The sequence below is a fragment of the Oxalobacteraceae sp. CFBP 8761 genome (assembly GCA_014841595.1).
Taxonomy (GTDB): domain Bacteria; phylum Pseudomonadota; class Gammaproteobacteria; order Burkholderiales; family Burkholderiaceae_D; genus Telluria.
Genome location: JACYUE010000001.1, coordinates 451135 through 466718, shown reverse-complemented (window position 1 = coordinate 466718; position 15584 = coordinate 451135). Strand labels below are relative to the sequence as shown.

Genomic DNA, 15584 nt, shown 5'->3' with positions numbered 1-15584 from the left:
CCGGTCAGGATACCACGCGGAAGCGGGACACCGAATCCTTCAGTTCCTGCGCCAGCGTGGCCAGTTCCTGAATGGACAGCGCGGTCTGACGCGTACCCTGGCGGGTCTGTTCGGTCACGGCCAGGATCTGCTGCATCTTGTCGGCCACGCCGGTGGCCTTGGTGGCCTGACGTTCGGTGGCGGTCGACATGTCGCCGATCAGGTCACCGAGGCGGTTCGAGACGCGCGAAATGTCCGACAGCGCGGCGCCGGCGGCGTCCGACAGGCGCGCCCCCTCGACCACACCCTGGGTCGATTTTTCCATTGCCGCCACCGCGTCGTGGGTGTCGGTCTGAATGGTGCGCACCAGCGCGCCGATCTGCTTGGCCGCGTCGCCCGAACGTTCGGCCAGGCGCTGCACCTCTTCGGCAACCACCGAGAAGCCGCGCCCTGCTTCGCCGGCCGATGCAGCCTGGATTGCGGCGTTCAGCGCCAGCACGTTGGTCTGCTCGGTAATGTCCGAAATCAGCTCGGTGATCTCGCCGATCTCCTGCGACGATTCGCCCAGGCGCTTGATGCGCTTGGAGGTTTCCTGGATCTGCTCGCGGATCTCCTGCATGCCCTCGATCGCATTCTGCACCGCGGTCGAACCCTGCGCCGCCGCCGCCACCGACTGGCGCGCCACGTCGGCCGATTCGAGGGCCGAGCGCGACACGTCGGTAATCAGGCCGGCCAGGCGCAGCGTCGTCGCCGACGCATCCTGAATCTCGCGCGACTGCTGCTCGGCCGCGCCCAGCAGTTCGGTCGAGACGTCCTGCGCACCGTTCGATGCGCGCGCCACCTGCTCCGCCGTGCGGATGACCCGCACGACCAGCTCGCGCAGTTCCTCGACCGTGTAGTTGACCGAGTCGGCAATCGCGCCGGTGATGTCTTCCGACACCGTCGCCTGCACCGTCAGGTCACCGTCGGCGACGTCCTGCAGTTCGTTCATCAGGCGCAAAATGGCGGCCTGATTCTGTTCATTGGTGGCCTTGGCTTCTTCTTCCTTGGTCTGCGCCAGGTGGCGCATCGCTTCGGCTTCCTGGCGGCGCCCTTCGGCGCCGGCGGCGCGTTCACGCGATTCCTGCAACATGGCGCGGGTGGTGCCCAGGGTAGCCAGCAGCGTGAACACGCCGGCGCCGATGGCCAGCCAGAACCACGGGCTGATCCCGGCCTGGTCGCGCTGGTAATCCATGTGCAGCTTGGCGAGCATCACGCGCAGCGGTTCGCTGTCGCGCGAAATCAGGCGCTCGGCGGCGCGGGCGCCGGCGTAGCTGGTCAGGTTGCCGATCAGCGGGGTGACGGTCTTGACGTATTCGCGCAGGCTGTCACGGGTGCGCGACAGGCGCACGCGCATTTCGAGGTCCGTCAGTGGCGCCAGGCCAAAACGGCCGCCGCCATCGAGCAGGCCGTCGACGAGCGCTTCGAGCGAGGCGATGTCGCCCAGGATGTAGGTCACCGCGTTCTGGGTCGAACCCGGCGTGTTGAAGGTCTGGGCGCCGGCCGTCAGGCGCTGGGTCACCGACAGCAGGCTTAGTGCCGCCATCTGGCGCCGGGCGTCGGTGGCCTCGTCGCGCTGCAGGCGTTCGGCAATGGCGACCAGTTCCGGCCCCACTTCTTCGTACTGGGCCAGGCTCGCGCCGAAGGCGATCAGGTTGCGCCGGTTGCCGAGAATGTTGGCAGCGGCCTTGGACGAGCGGTTCCACAGCACGATGGCTTTTTGCAGGTCGTCGGCACGGGGACCGCTGGCGGCGGGAATGCGGCCGGTCGGCGATTGGCCTCCACGCGCCAGCAGATCGAGTTCGCGACCCAGTTCGGTGCGGCTCTCTTCCAGCTGGAAGAACGCTTGCGCATCGCCACGCAGCGCGATCGGCGCCGCCTTGGCGAAACGCTGCGAGTGCATCACGGCGTCACCGGCCACCTGGCTCTGCCCCGCCAGGCGGGCGTCGCTGGCGGCGTTCTGCCACATGGCCAGCACGGTCAGCACCGCGCCGGCGGCGACGGCGCCCAGCAACAGGCGCAGGCGATTCGGCTGGAAGCCGCTGCCCATGAGCGTGGCGCGCATGTCGCCACCGCCATCGGCGGCGCCGTCGTCACGGCCACGAAAGCCACCCAGGCGCCGCGCCGCGGCGGCGGCCGAACCGCTGGCAACCGCATCGGGCGCCGCAGCATCGGCGACGGGGACCGGTGTTACCGGCCGCATCGCGTCATCGGCTGCGCCACCCCTGGCGAAGACATTCATGGTCAATTTCGAGGCGAATCCCATTCCGGCTCCCTGTGCTGCAAGTTAGTGTGTTCGGTTAGCGTGCAATGTGCAGGAAGCGCTCTTCGCGCACCAGCGCCGCCAGCGACAGCGGCATCCATGTGTTGCCATCGGCATCGCGCAGGGCGTCACCGTCGCGCGTCATCGTCCCGGCATGGCGCAAGCCATACACCGCGGACGCGAGCAGCGCGCAATTCAAGCCCAGGCCAGGTGCAAACACCAGCAGGCGCGGGGTACTGCCAGGCGTGGCCGGCGTGGCGGCCACCTGCTCGTCATCGAGATAGCGGGCCAGGTCGATCACGCCCAGCAGGCTGCCGCGCACATTGGCCAGCCCCAGGTACCACGGGCGGGTCAGCGGCACGGGCGTGACCGGCACGGGTGCGACGATCTCGCCCACTTCGGCCAGGTCGACCAGATAACGCGCGCCGCCGATGGCCAGGCCCAGCTGCGCCACGCTGGCGCCGGCGCCGTTTTTCGCTGCCTGCATCCGTTCGAGCAGCTGTTCCTGGTACAGGCGCAGGCGGGTGCGCCGCGCCGCGGGATCGCGGCGGCCTGCACGTTCGTCCGCGCCGTCGGTGGTCATGCCTTCACGCTGCCGGTAGCAGCGCCCGGCACGGCCAGCGCCGCAATGGCCGCCAGCAGGCGCGCCGGATCGACCGGCTTGACCAGGTATTCCTTGGCGCCCTGGCGCATGCCCCAGATACGGTCGGTTTCCTGGTCCTTGCTGCTGCAGATGATGATCGGCAGTGCCGCCAGTTCCGGATCGCGCGAGATGGCGCGGGTCACCTGGAAGCCGTTGGTGCCCGGCATGACCACGTCCATCAGGATCAGTTGCGGGCGCTCGGCGCGAATGCGCTCGATCGCTTCGTCGCCACTGACGGCGGTGCACACGGTAAAGCCGTTCTTGACCAGGATGTCGGTCAGGTACAGTCGTTCGGTCGGCGAATCGTCGACGATGAGAATCTTTTGAATGGCCACGCAGGGCTCCAGCGTTGGTTGAATCGTCAGCCTGCTGCCGGCGCATGCTCGCGCACGGCCGCCAGCAGGCTGTCTTTGGTAAAGGGTTTGGTCAGGTAGGCGCTGGCGCCGACCATCGCGCCGCGCGCGCGGTCGAACAGGCCGTCCTTGGACGAGAGCATCAGCACCGGGGTCGCATGAAACCGCACGCTCTTCTTGATCAGCGCGCAGGTCTGGTAGCCGTCGAGACGCGGCATCAGGATGTCGCAGAACACGAGCGCAGGATGGTGGTCGTTGATCTTGGCGAGCGCGTCGAAGCCATCGTCGGCCAGCACCACGTGGTAGCCCGCCTGGGTCAGGAAAATCTCTGCTGACCGGCGGATCGTGCTGCTGTCATCGATCACCATGATGGTCAGGCTTGATGATTGCGGCGATGTCGTCATGGTCGTTTCACTTCGGCTTGAAGTGCCACGATAGCATAACGAATCTTTCTTGTGCGCAAAGTGTTGCAGGGAGTCAACTACACGTTTGCGATGGCATCAGTGGCTTACCAGGATGCCATGCAAGCACAACAACAGGTGTTATATCGCTGTCATTTCAAAGTCGTCCTTGCGTGCGCCGCACTCGGGACAGGTCCAGTTCATCGGTACGTCGGCCCAACGGGTGCCCGGCGCAATGCCGTCCTCCGGTGCGCCGGCAGCTTCATCGTATACCCAGCCGCAGATCAGGCACATCCAGGTCAGGAACGGGGCGGTGGATTCAGTACTCACGGTGTTGATCCTTGTATCTAGTAAAATGTGGAATCAGAATCCGGCATCTTAATCTACCCGTCGTGCAAAACCAACCGTTACCCCTCATCCTGAGTTTTGGCGTCTGCGATCCCGTCGGCGCGCTGGGCGTGCAATCGGACGTCGCCGCCTTTGCCGCCCTCGGGTGCCACGGGCTGTCGGCCATTGCGGGTCTGCTGGTGTCCGACAGCGCCCGCGTCGAGCACATGTATGAGCTCGATAGCGACTGGATGGCCGAACAGGCGCGCGCGCTGCTCGAAGACATGCCGATCGCCGCCTTCAAGGTTGGTGCCGTGGGCACTGCGCTGCACCTGGCCGCCATTGCCGAGATCGTGTCCGACTACCCGGACGCGCCGCTGATCCTCGACCCGTTCCTGTCGGCCCTGCCCGACGCCGGCATGGGCGACGAAGAAATGCTGATGGCCCTGCGTTCCATTCTGGCGCCGCAAGCCACCGCCCTGATCCTGTCGCAGGCCGAACTGGGCCGCATGGCCGAACTGTGGCGCGATGGCGGCGACGACGATCCCTGCAACCTCGCCGAAGACGTGGCCGAACTGACCTCGTCCGGCCTGCAGTACGTGCTCGTGACGGGCACGCGCGACACGGCCGGCGCCTGCTCGAACCGCCTGTTCGACGCCAGCGGCGAAGTCGCGCGGGTCGACTGGCAGCACCTGCCCGGCCCGTTCCTGGGCGCCGGCAACACCTACTCGGCCGCGTTCACGGCCCTGATGGCGCGCGGCATGGATGCACCGACCGCGCTGGCCGTGGCGCAGGAATACACCACTGGTGCGCTCGAGAACGCACAACGCTTCGGGATGGGCAAATTCATTCCCGCCAAATTCTTCCGTCCCTGAGTTTCAAGCGCGCTGCGCGGGACGGTCTTTCCTCTTCTTGAAACGTCAACATGACCACTGAACAAGCCACCTCGCGCAACGACACCCTGTTTGCCCGTGCCCAACTGACCACGCCCGGCGGCGTCAATTCGCCGGTGCGCGCCTTCCGTTCGGTCGGCGGTACCCCGCGCTTCATCACGCGCGCTCTCGGCCCGCACTTCTGGGACGCGGACGGCAAGCGCTATATCGACTACATCGGCTCCTGGGGCCCGGCCATCCTCGGCCACGCCCGTCCTGAAGTGGTGTCGGCCGTGCAGGCCGCCGCTGCCAACGGCCTGTCGTTCGGCGCGCCGACCGAAGGCGAAATCGAGATCGCCGAAGAAATCTGCCGCCTGCTGCCATCGATCGAGCAGGTGCGCCTGGTCTCGTCAGGCACCGAAGCGACGATGAGCGCACTGCGCCTGGCGCGTGGCGCCACGGGTCGCGACAAGATCGTCAAGTTCGAAGGCTGCTACCACGGCCACGCCGACTCGCTGCTGGTGAAAGCCGGCAGCGGCCTGCTCACCTTCGGCAATCCGACCTCGGCTGGCGTGCCGGAAGACTTCGTCAAGCACACTCTCGTGCTCGACTACAACGACGTGGCGCAACTGGAAGACGCGTTCGCGACGATGGGCGACGAGATCGCCTGCGTGATCGTCGAGCCGGTGGCCGGCAACATGAACCTGATCCGCGCCACACCCGAATTCCTGCAGGCCATGCGCGCCCTGTGCACGAAGCACGGCGCGGTGCTGATCTTCGACGAAGTGATGTGCGGCTTCCGCGTGGGCCTGCAAGGCGCACAGGGCATGTACGGCATCCAGCCCGATCTGACCGCGCTGGGCAAGGTCATCGGTGGCGGCATGCCGGTGGCGGCCTTCGGCGGGCGCGCCGAGCTGATGCAGAAGATGGCGCCGATCGGCCCGGTGTACCAGGCCGGCACGCTGTCGGGCAATCCGGTGGCGGTAGCGGCGGGCATGACGACGCTCAAGCTGATCCAGGAAGCCGGGTTCTACGAGCGCCTGAGCGCGACGGCGAACCGCCTGGTGGCCGGCTTGACCGACGCCGCGCGCGAAGCGGGCATCGACTTCTGCGGCGACGCCGTGGGCGGCATGTTCGGCATGTACTTCTCGAAGGAAGTCCCGGGCAGCTACAGCGAAATGATGGCCGGCGACAAGGAGCGCTTCAACCGCTTCTTCCACGGCATGCTGGACGAGGGCGTGTACTTTGCCCCGGCGATGTTCGAGGCAGGCTTCGTGTCGATCCAGCACGACGACGCGGCGATCGACGAGACGATCGAAGCGGCGCGGCGCGTGTTCAAGCGGATCGGGTGACCCGCAGGGCTGGCTGGATTACTTCAGCCAGCCACGCCGCCTGAAATACCACAGCGGCGCCACGCCGCAGGCAATCATCAACACAATGGCCAGCGGGTAGCCGAAACGCCATTGTAGTTCGGGCATCACGTCGAAGTTCATGCCGTAGACGCTGGCAATCAGCGTCGGCGGCAGGAACGCGACCGAGGCCACCGAGAAGATCTTGATGATCTTGTTCTGGTTGATGTTGATGAAGCCGACCGTGGCGTCCATCAGGAAGTTCACCTTGTCGAACAGGAACGAGGTGTGGCCGTCGAGCGACTCGATGTCGCGCAGGATCTGGCGCGCTTCCTCGAACTGGTCCGAGTTTAGCAGGCGCCCGCGCATCAGGAAGCTGACTGCGCGGCGCGTGTCCATCATGTTGCGGCGGATGCGGCCGTTCAAGTCTTCCTCGTGCGCGATCGCGTTCAGTGCCGCGGCCGCGTCCTGGTCGGTAAATTCTTTCTGCAGCACGCGGGTCGAGACTTCTTCGAGACTTTCGTAGATGCCCTCGAGCGAGTCGGCCGAATACTCGGCGTCGGTCGCGTACAGGTCGAGCAGCACGTCCATATAGTCTTCGATCGAACCGGGCCGCGAACGGGCGCGCATGCGCACCAGGCGGAACACCGGCAAGTCGTCGTTGTGCACCGAGAACAGGATCTTGCCCGACAAGATGAATGCCACCGTGATCACGCGCGACGGGCCGTCTTCTTCTTCCAGCAGGAAGTCGGTGCGCAGGTGCAGGTCGCCATTTTCGGCTTCGTAGTAACGCGCCGATGCTTCGATATCCTGGACTTCGTCTTCGCCCGGCAGGATCACGTTGTACTTGGCCTTGACCCAGACGCGCTCTTCTTCGCTCGGGTCGGTCAGGTCGACCCAGACCGGCGCCACGCTTTCGAGTTCCTCGCGGGATTCGATCGTGACCTGGTTCAGGCGGCCGTTCTGTAGGACGAATACATTGATCATGCGCTGGGTCTCGCTATTCTTGGCCGGTCGACAAAAGTAGCGCAAGTGTAACCGTTTGCCCGCCGCTGAGCCAACTCCAGCGCCATAAACGCGCGTTTATGGCCGCTCATCCGCACGTGGCACGTCGGCCGACGGGATCCGGCGCTGGATCGTGCTGGTGCGGCGCTCCAGGTAGCGGGTCGAGCGGTTCTTGTCGTAGAAGCGGGGATTGGGCAGCATCACGGCCAGGCGCGCGGCTTGCGCCGTGCTCAGTTTGGCGGCGGATGTCTTGAAGTAATAGCGCGCCGCCGCTTCGGCGCCGAACACGCCACGGCCGAACTCGGCCACATTCAGGTAAATTTCCAGGATGCGCTGCTTGCTCATGACCGCTTCGAGCATGAACGCGATGATCGTTTCCTGGCCCTTGCGCAGATAGCTGCGCGAGCCGGACAGGAACAGGTTCTTGGCCAGTTGCTGCGTGATGGTCGAGCCGCCGCCCACCAGCTTGCCCCGGCGCTCGTTGCGCTCGTAGGTACGCTCGATGGCTTTCAGGTCCACGCCGTAGTGCTCGTTGAAATTGGCGTCCTCGGACGCCACCACTGCCCGCTTCAGATTGTACGAAATCCGCTCGTACGGCACCCATTCGTGCTTGAGCGTCGCGTTGGGATTCGTTTCGCGCAGTACCGACAATTGCGCGCGCATGAAGCTGGTCGAGCCGGGATCGACCTGCGAATACCAGCACACCATCAGGAAGAAATACAGCTGGACCAGCAGCACGAGCAGCAGCGGCCCCAGAAAAATCCACTTGATCCAGCGGCGCTTGGCTGGCGCCTTCGCTGGTGCCTTCGATGATCCCTTCGTGCGCGATGTAGCCACGGGTTACCCCTGTTATTGTGATTGACGCATCGATGCCAGCACGTGCGCCGTGCCCGGCCGCTTGCCCCGCCACAGCGCGAACGCTTCGGCGGCCTGCTCCACCAGCATGCCCAGGCCGTCGCGCACGGCAGCGCCGTGGCCGGCAGCAAAGTCCATGAACACGGTTGGCTTGTTTCCGTACATCATATCCAACGCGAGCGTGTCCGGGCCGAATACCGTCGCCGGCACCGGCGGCACGGCGGCGTCCAGGCTGGCCGACGTCGCATTGATGATCACGTCGAACGGGCCATCGACATCGGCGAAGCCGCTGACCGCCAGGCGCGCCGCATGATCGGCAAACTCGGCCACCAGCGCTTCAGCGGTGGCCAGCGTACGGTTGGCAATCACGATCTGGCGCGGGCCGGCGTCCAGCAACGGCAGCAGCGCGCCACGGGCGGCGCCACCGGCGCCCAGCAGCAGCACGCGTTTACCGTCCAGTGACACGCCGGCATTGCGCACGATGTCGGCCACCAGGCCCACGCCGTCCGTGTTGTCGCCGACGATCTCGCCGCCATCGAACACCAGCGTATTGACGGCGCCGGCCGCCTGCGCGCGCGGGGTCAAACGTGTGGCCAGGCGCGCAGCGTCGAGCTTGAATGGCACGGTGACGTTGGCGCCCTTGTAGCCTTCGTCGACCAGGCGCGCCACCGTCGCGGCAAAGCCATCGACGGGCGCCAGGCATTGTTCATACTGGAGATCCTCGCCCAGCTCTGCGGCATATTGCGCGTGGATCCGGGGCGATTTGCTGTGGGCAATCGGGTTGCCGATAACGCAGTAACGGTCGGTCATGGCGATGCATTCCCCAGGGTTGCGCGCAGGCTCTCTTCGCGGGTGAACTGGAAGCGCGTAAACACTTCCCACAGATCGTCCTTGCCCTTGGTGCGCATATTGGCCGGGAACGCGCCGTACGGCGCCGAGCGGCGCACGATGTCGAGCGCCGCCTTGTCGAGCGCGGGATTGCCCGAGCTGCGCTCGACCTTCGGGCCGCCATCCTTCAGGTACAGCGTGCCATCCTGGTAGACGGGGATGTACACCACCAGTTCGCCATACAGCTTCTTGCCGGCCTGCTGCGGGAAGTTCAGCGTGCCGACTTCCTCGATCCGCTTCTGCATCGCCTTGTAGTACAGCGCGTACCCGGCCTCGCGCGTGCTCGGCGTGATCTTCGTGCGTTTCGGGCGGCGGTTTTCTTCTTCGATGCGCTCGAAGATTTCGGCAGCGCTGCGCGAGATGGCGCGCGACGTGTCGAGGTTGTCCTCGCCCGTACGCGACGGATCCGGCTTTTCCCGTTCGGTGACCGGTGGCGCGGTAAAGCTCGACGTGCGGGCGCGCGTGACGACGTCCTGCTGGATCTGCTCGAGCGCGGCGATGCGGCGCTGCAGGGCCTTGATGCTGTCGCCATCCTCGACCTTGCGCAGGTCGGGCAGCGGCGACTTGGCGCGGCCCGCTTCGGCGGTGCCGCCGCCGTCCAGGTTCGCCTGGGCCAGTGCATCGGCCTTGGCCGGCGCCCGGTCGTGCTTGGCGTTGACGAGGATGACTTCGAGCCCTGGGTCGGCCGGGGTCTGGCGGAACGTTTCAGGCGCAGCAAAACGCACCGCCAGCAGCGCCGCGTGGGCTGCCACCGATACGGCCAGGGCAATGATCAGGGGACGGTTGTGTAGGAGAGACTTCACGCGCTGCGGGTGAGAATTGAATCGGAGAATTGATTCATTCTAACCTGAGGCGAACCCATAGGGGGAGGTGGAATTGGCGTGCGGGATAACGTGGTGCGTTCGACAATAGTAGCCGGAGGGTTGAATGGCCTTGCCAATTCTTCCATGTCCGCTTGATCTCAGGCACCTACGACCCTGACTCGTGACAAGCCTACAGCGCCATACAGGGTGAATAATCGTCGACCTTATCCAACTCACAAGGCAGAGCGACATGGCGAACGATGCATACCTCAGGATCAAAGGCGTCACCGACGAACCCTCGGACGAAAAGCACCGCAATCAAATCCTGTCGCAGAATTGTGCAGCCAACAAGGAGTGCTGAAATGGGCCGTGCCACCAATAGCGCCATCCAGGCGAACGCCAACAAACCTCAGCCCGTACCCTACGACGGTGATGTCATGGTTCATAACGTCATCAGACCGTCGGACTTCAAGCACTGCTGCGCTGTCGTCGTCACGGGCACTTCTGCCAACTTCTGCGGTCATGCCCTGTTGCATACGGGCGGCGGCCTGTACTTCCACATAGCGGGGTTGAACAACAAACCGAAGATCATGACGCAGAACGGTTACCTGCGCTATTTGAAGGAGAACGGCAAAAGAGAGATTCGACGCTGGGTCGTGTCCATCCCCGACCCTGCAGGCGCACACAGGAAGCTGGAAGAGCTACTCGCAAAGCGATGGTTGTGGCTGATGCTTCCTCAAAACTGCGCGTCATTTGTCGAGGAAGTTGTACGGGCTGGGGGCAGCAAAGCGGGCCAATATTTCAATTGTCCATCAATGGAACCATTCAAACCATGAAAGCCATCCTCAGTACCTTGAAATACCTGCTGATCGCAATTGGCTCGACCCTTTCAGTTGCGGTACTTGTCTGGCTGGCGATCTTCCTCTTCGCTCAGACTATCAGCATTGACAAGGCGTTCGCGCTGATCTTCTACCCATCCGTCGTTGCGGGTGTCATTGCGCCGTTGGCGTGGTGGCTACGAGGGCGCAGGCTGGAAGCCTGAGAGGCGGGCGGCCTGCAAAATCCCGCACTCAGTCTCCTTGCCAACGGCCCACAGAGCCTGCGGCTTCAGATGCCGTTCATTCCTTCGGCTTCTTTCGCCAAATCCATTATGGTGCCGAGGTACTGGACGGCGTCGCTGATGACGCTGGCTCCGTCACGTCAGCCGTGTCCACCACGGCAACCGCGCCTTCCGCCTCCACCGCTTCGGCCGCTGCTGCTTCGCCGGTGTCGGCTTCCGTGTCCTCTTCATCGGCGATGGCCGCATCCGGCGCGGCGCTTGCCACTTCCAGCAAACGCGCCTCGAGGTTCAGTTCGATCTCGTCCCAGCGGACGATGTCGAGCTTGACCTGCGCGCCGCGCGCCACCTGCGACATGCCCGGCAGGCGCACCACCAGCGGCACGTCGGTCAGGCGCACAAGTTCGTCCTTGAGCACGACGGCGTCGACCATCTTGACGCCCTCCTGCCCCAGCCAGCGCAGGCACCAGTAGCGCTCCATGTTCTGCTGGAACTCGTTGTAGGCCGCGTACGCCGCGTCGAAGCTCGACACAATCGAGAACAGCGTCGCATCGCGGTGCTTGAATGGCGCGACGAGCGGCGCCGTGACGCCGTTTTCGGCCGCCGCGATGATCTGCCACTGGTTGACCAGGTCGGTATAGCGGCGCAGCGGCGACGTGCTCCATGCGTACTGGTCCACTCCCAGGCCCTGGTGCGGCGCGGCGTGCGTGACCATGCGCACCTGCATCTTGGCGGCCCAGCCGCCGGCGCCCGGCCCTTGCGAGCGGTAGATGCCCGGCACGCCCGAGTCGTGCAGCAGCTTGCCCCAGGTGCTGTTGGCAAAGATCATCAGTTCGGCGACGATCTTGTCCAGCGGCGCGCCCCGCTTGCGGCGCACGATCGAGACCACGTCGTCCTCGACGTAGAAATTGAAGTCCATGCGGTTGGCTTGCTCTGGCTTGAGGCCAAAGGCTTCGCGCTTTGCCATGCGGCCGGCTTCCAGCTGCAAGGCCCACTGCCATAACTGGCCCAGTTCTTCCTTGTGCGGATACTCACCCTCGCCGCTGGCCAGCGTTTCTTCATTGACCAGATCATCCAGGTCGTTGTGGCGCAGATTGCTCTTGATCGGCACCAGCTCGGCGCGTGTGGTCGTCGAGATGACGCTCCAGTCTTCGGGATTGAGTACGGCGTACAGCGACAGCGCCGGGCAATCATTGCCCTCGGCCAGCGTGAATGCGTTGACCACCTCGTCCGGCAGCATCGTGATTTTGTCGCCCGGCATGTACACGGTGGACATGCGCGCGCGGGCGATCTTGTCGATTGCATCGTCCGGACGCACGGCCAGACCCGGCGCGGCGATGTGGATACCCACGCGCACGGTGCCATCGTCCAGCTTGACGACGGAGAACGCATCGTCGATCTCGGTCGTGGTCACGTCATCGATCGAGAACGCGGCAACGTCGGCGCGTGGCAGGTCGGTCGGCGCTGTTGGCACGTCCACTGGCGCAAAGCCGGCGCCGCGCGGGAAGTTCTCGAACAGGAAGCGGCCCATGTGCAGGTCTTTGGGCGAGGCCAGCCCGCCGACGTCCAGCATCAGGCGTGCCGGGTTGGTCTGCAGCTCATTGGCCGCGGCCTCGAATGCCTTGTATTCGATCGTGTTCTTGTCCGGCTTGAACAGCAGCTGGTGCACGAGCGGCTGCATCGATTCGGGCAGCTTGCCGGCTTTCAGCTCATCGACATAGCCGGCCTGGATGATGGCCTGCTGTTTTTTCTTTTCGATGCCGGCCAGCGCGGCCTTGAGCGACGCTTCCGGCGCGGCCTTGTAGCGGCCACGGCCCTTCTTGTAGAAGTAGATGGGCGAGCCGTGCAGCGTCAGCACGAGGCCGGCCGCTTCGTGCGGCAGCGGCGCGTGGCCGAAGTATTCGGCGCCCAGCTCGGCAAAGCCGAATTCTTCTTCGCCCGCGACTTCCCACAGGAACTCGAGGTCGACGTCCGCCGCCACGGCCTTGGCCGCGTCCATCAGCTCTTGCGGGCTGGGCTTTTCAAATTGCAGCAGCACGTCGCGCGTCTTGACCTTGGTGCGCTTGCCGCTGGCCAGTTCGACCTGGTATGCCTCGCCGGCTTGCGACAGGATGGCGCCGACCTTGAAGTCGCCCGATTCCTCAAAAAATACATTCATGATTATTCTGTGTTGTTCGTGGTTGCGCCCACTCCCAGGCTGAGCACCGCCGGCAAGAATACCTCGGTGACCAGGAGCAGGCCTTGACGGCGGCGATAGACGCAGCGCCGCGCATGGTAAATCGGCTGTTGGGCGCCTGCGCCGCCAATGGCCGCGTGCGCACGGCGCACGAGCGGATGGTCGGCGCCCAGGCGCGCAAATTCAAGTGATCCGCGCCGCACGAGCGGATCGTAAAACAGGGTCGAGCCGAGCGAGCGTTCGCCCAGCGCCGAAAACAGCGGCCAGTCGCTCGCGTCGGCATCGGGCGGCACGACCGTGTGCGCAAAGACCACCGGCGTGCCGTCGCAGACGAGAAGCACTTCGCGTTCCCAGACGCGCTGTGGTCGCGCCAGGCCAATCGCCGCCGCTTCGTCGGCCAGGCACACGGCACTGTGCTGGTGCAGGCGGCGCACGCGGAACGCGTCGCTGCTGGCGACCAGGCGCGCGGTCAGCGAACCGGGCGTGACGAGCCAGTCGTGCATTGGTGGAGAAGCACGCACGGCGCGCGCATGCGGCTGCCAGGCGGCCAGGCGCAGCGAACGGTTCCTCACTGCGCCGGGTCTCCAGCTGCGGGGCCGTCGACGTCCATGCCGCAAAACGCCAGCACCTCATCGACATAGATGGGAAACTCCGACACCGCATGGTCGCTGCCGTAGATCACGTGCTGGCGCGCGCCGGCGTAGTGCGCCACCATGTCCCGGTAGTCGAGCACTTCGTCGCCCGTGGCCGCCAGCAAAAAATAGCGCTCGGGCTGCGTGATGGCCGCGACGCGCAGTGCCTTGAGTTCATCGATGTACTCGGGGCGAAACTCGAACGGTTCGTCCGAATGCCAGTTGGTCGTCACGCCCACGTGGTGTTCGAGGTTACGGGTCGGGTCGACCGACGGATTGATGACGACCGCCGGCACGCCCAGGCGCTCGGCCAGCGCACACGCATAGAAGCCGCCCAGCGACGAGCCGACGATCGCGAGATTGCCCGGTGCGTGCTGCGCGGCCAGGTCCAGCGCCAGCGCGAACGCGGCCTTGGGCGACGCCGGCAATTGCGGGCAGATCAGGCGATCCAGCAAGCCGCGCTCCTCGAGCGCCGCCTGCATGACGCGCGCCTTCATCGATTTGGGCGACGAGCGAAAGCCGTGCAAATACAGAAGGTACGGTGGCAAAGCCGGCGCCGACGTCATAGGGCCAGCGCGTCCAGCAGCTTCTGGTGCACACCGCCGAAGCCGCCATTGCTCATGACCAGGATATGGTCGCCCGGCTGCGCCTGCTGCACGATGGCCTGCACCATATAGTCGATCTGGTCGAAGCTGTGCGCGATCGTCCCCATCGGCTTGAACGCATCGGCCAGCGACCAGCCCAGCGCCTGCTGGCTGCCGAAGCCGAACACCAGGTCGGCATCCTTCAGGCTGCCCGGCAGCGCATCCTTCATCGCGCCCAGCTTCATCGTGTTCGAGCGCGGCTCGAGCACGGCCAGGATGCGGCCGGAACCTTGCGCGCCCAGCTTCTGGCGCAGGCCGCCGACCGTGGTGGCAATGGCCGTCGGGTGGTGGGCGAAGTCGTCGTAAACGGTAATGTTGTTGACCACGCCGCGCACTTCCATGCGGCGCTTGACGTTCTCGAAGCGGGCCAGCGATTCGATGGCCTGCGCGACCGGCACGCCGACGTGGCGCGCGGCGGCAATCGCGGCCAGCGCGTTCGAGCGGTTGTGCTTGCCGGTCAGGTCCCAGTGCACGGTGCCTTGCGGCGCGCCCTTGAAGATGACGTCGAAGCTCGCGCCACCCGGATGCTCGACCATCGTCCAGTCGACGCCATCGGCGCCGCCAAAGCTCTCCTTCTCACTCCAGCAACCGCGCTTGAGCACGCGCCCGATCGATGCTTCATCGCCATTGACCACCAGGCGCCCCACGCCCGGCACGGTACGCACCAGGTGGTGGAACTGGGTTTCGATGGCGCCGATGTCGGGGAAGATGTCGGCGTGGTCGTATTCCAGGTTGTTCAGCACGGCCGTCTTGGCGTGGTAGTGCACGAACTTGCTGCGCTTGTCGAAGAACGCCGTGTCGTATTCATCGGCTTCGATGACGAAGAAGTCCGATGGCTTGTCGCCATGCAAGCGCGCCGAGACGCCGAAGTTCATCGGCACGCCGCCGATCAGGAAACCCGGCGCATAGCCGGCATCTTCCAGGATCCAGGCCAGCATCGAGGTCGTGGTCGTCTTGCCGTGCGTACCGGCCACGGCCAGCACCCATTTTTCGCGCAGGATATGCTCGCCGATCCACTGCGGCCCCGACATATAGGGCAAGCCGCGGTTCAGGATTTCCTCAATCAGCGGATTGCCGCGCGTCATGACATTGCCGACCACATACAGATCGGGATTCAGCGACACCTGCTCCGGGCCGTAGCCCTGGATCAGCTCGATCCCCTGGGCTTGCAACTGCGTGCTCATCGGTGGATAGACGTTGACGTCACAACCGGTCACGCGGTGACCGGCTTCCTTGGCCAGGACCGCCAGGCCACCCATGAAGGTGCCGCAAATGCCGAGAATATGAATGTGCATGGG

17 protein-coding genes are annotated in these 15584 nt (G+C 65.0%); 4 read left to right on the top strand and 13 right to left on the bottom strand.

The genetic code is table 11. The features are described from left to right. Positions 1–4: 4 nt before the first annotated feature. From IFU00_02170 to IFU00_02150, 5 genes are all read right to left on the bottom strand, one after another. A complete protein-coding gene (locus IFU00_02170) occupies positions 5–2284 on the bottom strand; it encodes a methyl-accepting chemotaxis protein (protein MBD8541086.1) in 2280 nt (759 codons plus the stop codon). 34 nt (positions 2285–2318) lie between these two features. Next, on the bottom strand, positions 2319–2864 hold the full coding sequence (locus tag IFU00_02165) for a chemotaxis protein CheW (protein ID MBD8541085.1): 546 nt from the start codon (positions 2862–2864) through the stop codon (positions 2319–2321). Then, positions 2861–3253 (bottom strand): response regulator, encoded by a 393-nt coding sequence (locus IFU00_02160; GenBank protein MBD8541084.1) that lies wholly within the window; start codon positions 3251–3253, stop codon positions 2861–2863. The genes IFU00_02165 and IFU00_02160 overlap by 4 nt, the downstream gene beginning before the upstream one ends. A 32-nt stretch (positions 3254–3285) precedes the next feature. After that, positions 3286–3681, bottom strand: a complete 396-nt coding sequence (locus IFU00_02155) for a response regulator (protein ID MBD8541083.1) — start codon at positions 3679–3681, stop codon at positions 3286–3288. 138 nt (positions 3682–3819) lie between these two features. Next, entirely contained in the window at positions 3820–3972 is a 153-nt protein-coding gene (locus tag IFU00_02150; GenBank protein ID MBD8541082.1) for a rubredoxin, read from the bottom strand. A gap of 98 nt (positions 3973–4070) precedes the next feature. On the opposite strand from IFU00_02150, the gene IFU00_02145 reads away from it, so the two are divergent. After that, the gene (locus tag IFU00_02145) at positions 4071–4880 is read left to right on the top strand and encodes a bifunctional hydroxymethylpyrimidine kinase/phosphomethylpyrimidine kinase (GenBank protein MBD8541081.1); all 810 of its coding nucleotides are present in this window, start codon (positions 4071–4073) and stop codon (positions 4878–4880) included. A gap of 50 nt (positions 4881–4930) precedes the next feature. Then, positions 4931–6229: a glutamate-1-semialdehyde 2,1-aminomutase gene (gene hemL, locus IFU00_02140; GenBank protein MBD8541080.1), complete on the top strand. Its 1299-nt coding sequence runs from the start codon at positions 4931–4933 to the stop codon at positions 6227–6229. Positions 6230–6247: 18 nt separating this feature from the next. On the opposite strand, the gene corA is transcribed toward hemL, so the two are convergent. The 4 genes from corA to IFU00_02120 form a co-directional block, all read right to left on the bottom strand. Next, on the bottom strand, positions 6248–7213 hold the full coding sequence (corA, locus tag IFU00_02135; protein ID MBD8541079.1) for a magnesium/cobalt transporter CorA: 966 nt from the start codon (positions 7211–7213) through the stop codon (positions 6248–6250). A 96-nt stretch (positions 7214–7309) separates the two neighbouring features. Beyond that, positions 7310–8068 carry a monofunctional biosynthetic peptidoglycan transglycosylase gene (gene mtgA, locus IFU00_02130; protein MBD8541078.1) on the bottom strand — a complete coding sequence of 253 codons (759 nt, stop codon included), beginning with the start codon at positions 8066–8068 and terminating at the stop codon, positions 7310–7312. 12 nt (positions 8069–8080) lie between these two features. Then, positions 8081–8896, bottom strand: coding sequence for a shikimate dehydrogenase (aroE, locus tag IFU00_02125; protein ID MBD8541077.1), 816 nt, complete (start codon positions 8894–8896; stop codon positions 8081–8083). Continuing rightward, positions 8893–9747 carry a TonB C-terminal domain-containing protein gene (locus tag IFU00_02120; protein ID MBD8541076.1) on the bottom strand — a complete coding sequence of 285 codons (855 nt, stop codon included), beginning with the start codon at positions 9745–9747 and terminating at the stop codon, positions 8893–8895. The genes aroE and IFU00_02120 overlap by 4 nt, the downstream gene beginning before the upstream one ends. Positions 9748–10139: 392 nt before the next feature. Here IFU00_02120 and IFU00_02115 point away from each other — a divergent pair, with 392 nt between their 5' ends. Continuing rightward, positions 10140–10613: a hypothetical protein gene (locus IFU00_02115; GenBank protein MBD8541075.1), complete on the top strand. Its 474-nt coding sequence runs from the start codon at positions 10140–10142 to the stop codon at positions 10611–10613. Beyond that, positions 10610–10819, top strand: coding sequence for a hypothetical protein (locus IFU00_02110; GenBank protein MBD8541074.1), 210 nt, complete (start codon positions 10610–10612; stop codon positions 10817–10819). The genes IFU00_02115 and IFU00_02110 overlap by 4 nt, the downstream gene beginning before the upstream one ends. Before the next feature lie 106 nt (positions 10820–10925). On the opposite strand, the gene IFU00_02105 is transcribed toward IFU00_02110, so the two are convergent. From IFU00_02105 to mpl, 4 genes are read right to left on the bottom strand one after another with little or no spacing between them, the layout of a single operon-like run. Beyond that, a complete protein-coding gene (locus IFU00_02105; protein ID MBD8541073.1) occupies positions 10926–12992 on the bottom strand; it encodes an RNB domain-containing ribonuclease in 2067 nt (688 codons plus the stop codon). Positions 12993–12994: 2 nt separating this feature from the next. Continuing rightward, positions 12995–13582, bottom strand: coding sequence for a chorismate lyase (locus IFU00_02100; protein MBD8541072.1), 588 nt, complete (start codon positions 13580–13582; stop codon positions 12995–12997). Then, complete coding sequence (locus IFU00_02095) at positions 13579–14208, bottom strand: alpha/beta fold hydrolase (protein ID MBD8541071.1); 630 nt, start codon at positions 14206–14208, stop codon at positions 13579–13581. The genes IFU00_02100 and IFU00_02095 overlap by 4 nt, the downstream gene beginning before the upstream one ends. Continuing rightward, positions 14205–15581 (bottom strand): UDP-N-acetylmuramate:L-alanyl-gamma-D-glutamyl-meso-diaminopimelate ligase, encoded by a 1377-nt coding sequence (mpl, locus tag IFU00_02090; protein MBD8541070.1) that lies wholly within the window; start codon positions 15579–15581, stop codon positions 14205–14207. Before mpl ends, IFU00_02095 begins: the two co-directional genes overlap by 4 nt. Between the last annotated feature and the right edge of the window lie 3 nt (positions 15582–15584).

Coding starts and splice junctions, on each gene's coding strand:
- IFU00_02110 (MBD8541074.1), top strand. CDS start 10,610: ATGAAAGCCATCCTCAGTACCTTGAAATACCTGCTGATCGCAATTGGC.
- IFU00_02170 (MBD8541086.1), bottom strand. CDS start 2,284: ATGGGATTCGCCTCGAAATTGACCATGAATGTCTTCGCCAGGGGTGGC.
- IFU00_02150 (MBD8541082.1), bottom strand. CDS start 3,972: ATGTGCCTGATCTGCGGCTGGGTATACGATGAAGCTGCCGGCGCACCG.
- IFU00_02165 (MBD8541085.1), bottom strand. CDS start 2,864: ATGACCACCGACGGCGCGGACGAACGTGCAGGCCGCCGCGATCCCGCG.
- mpl (MBD8541070.1), bottom strand. CDS start 15,581: ATGCACATTCATATTCTCGGCATTTGCGGCACCTTCATGGGTGGCCTG.
- IFU00_02155 (MBD8541083.1), bottom strand. CDS start 3,681: ATGACGACATCGCCGCAATCATCAAGCCTGACCATCATGGTGATCGAT.
- IFU00_02115 (MBD8541075.1), top strand. CDS start 10,140: ATGGGCCGTGCCACCAATAGCGCCATCCAGGCGAACGCCAACAAACCT.
- hemL (MBD8541080.1), top strand. CDS start 4,931: ATGACCACTGAACAAGCCACCTCGCGCAACGACACCCTGTTTGCCCGT.
- IFU00_02095 (MBD8541071.1), bottom strand. CDS start 14,208: ATGACGTCGGCGCCGGCTTTGCCACCGTACCTTCTGTATTTGCACGGC.
- corA (MBD8541079.1), bottom strand. CDS start 7,213: ATGATCAATGTATTCGTCCTACAGAACGGCCGCCTGAACCAGGTCACG.
- IFU00_02105 (MBD8541073.1), bottom strand. CDS start 12,992: ATGAATGTATTTTTTGAGGAATCGGGCGACTTCAAGGTCGGCGCCATC.
- aroE (MBD8541077.1), bottom strand. CDS start 8,896: ATGACCGACCGTTACTGCGTTATCGGCAACCCGATTGCCCACAGCAAA.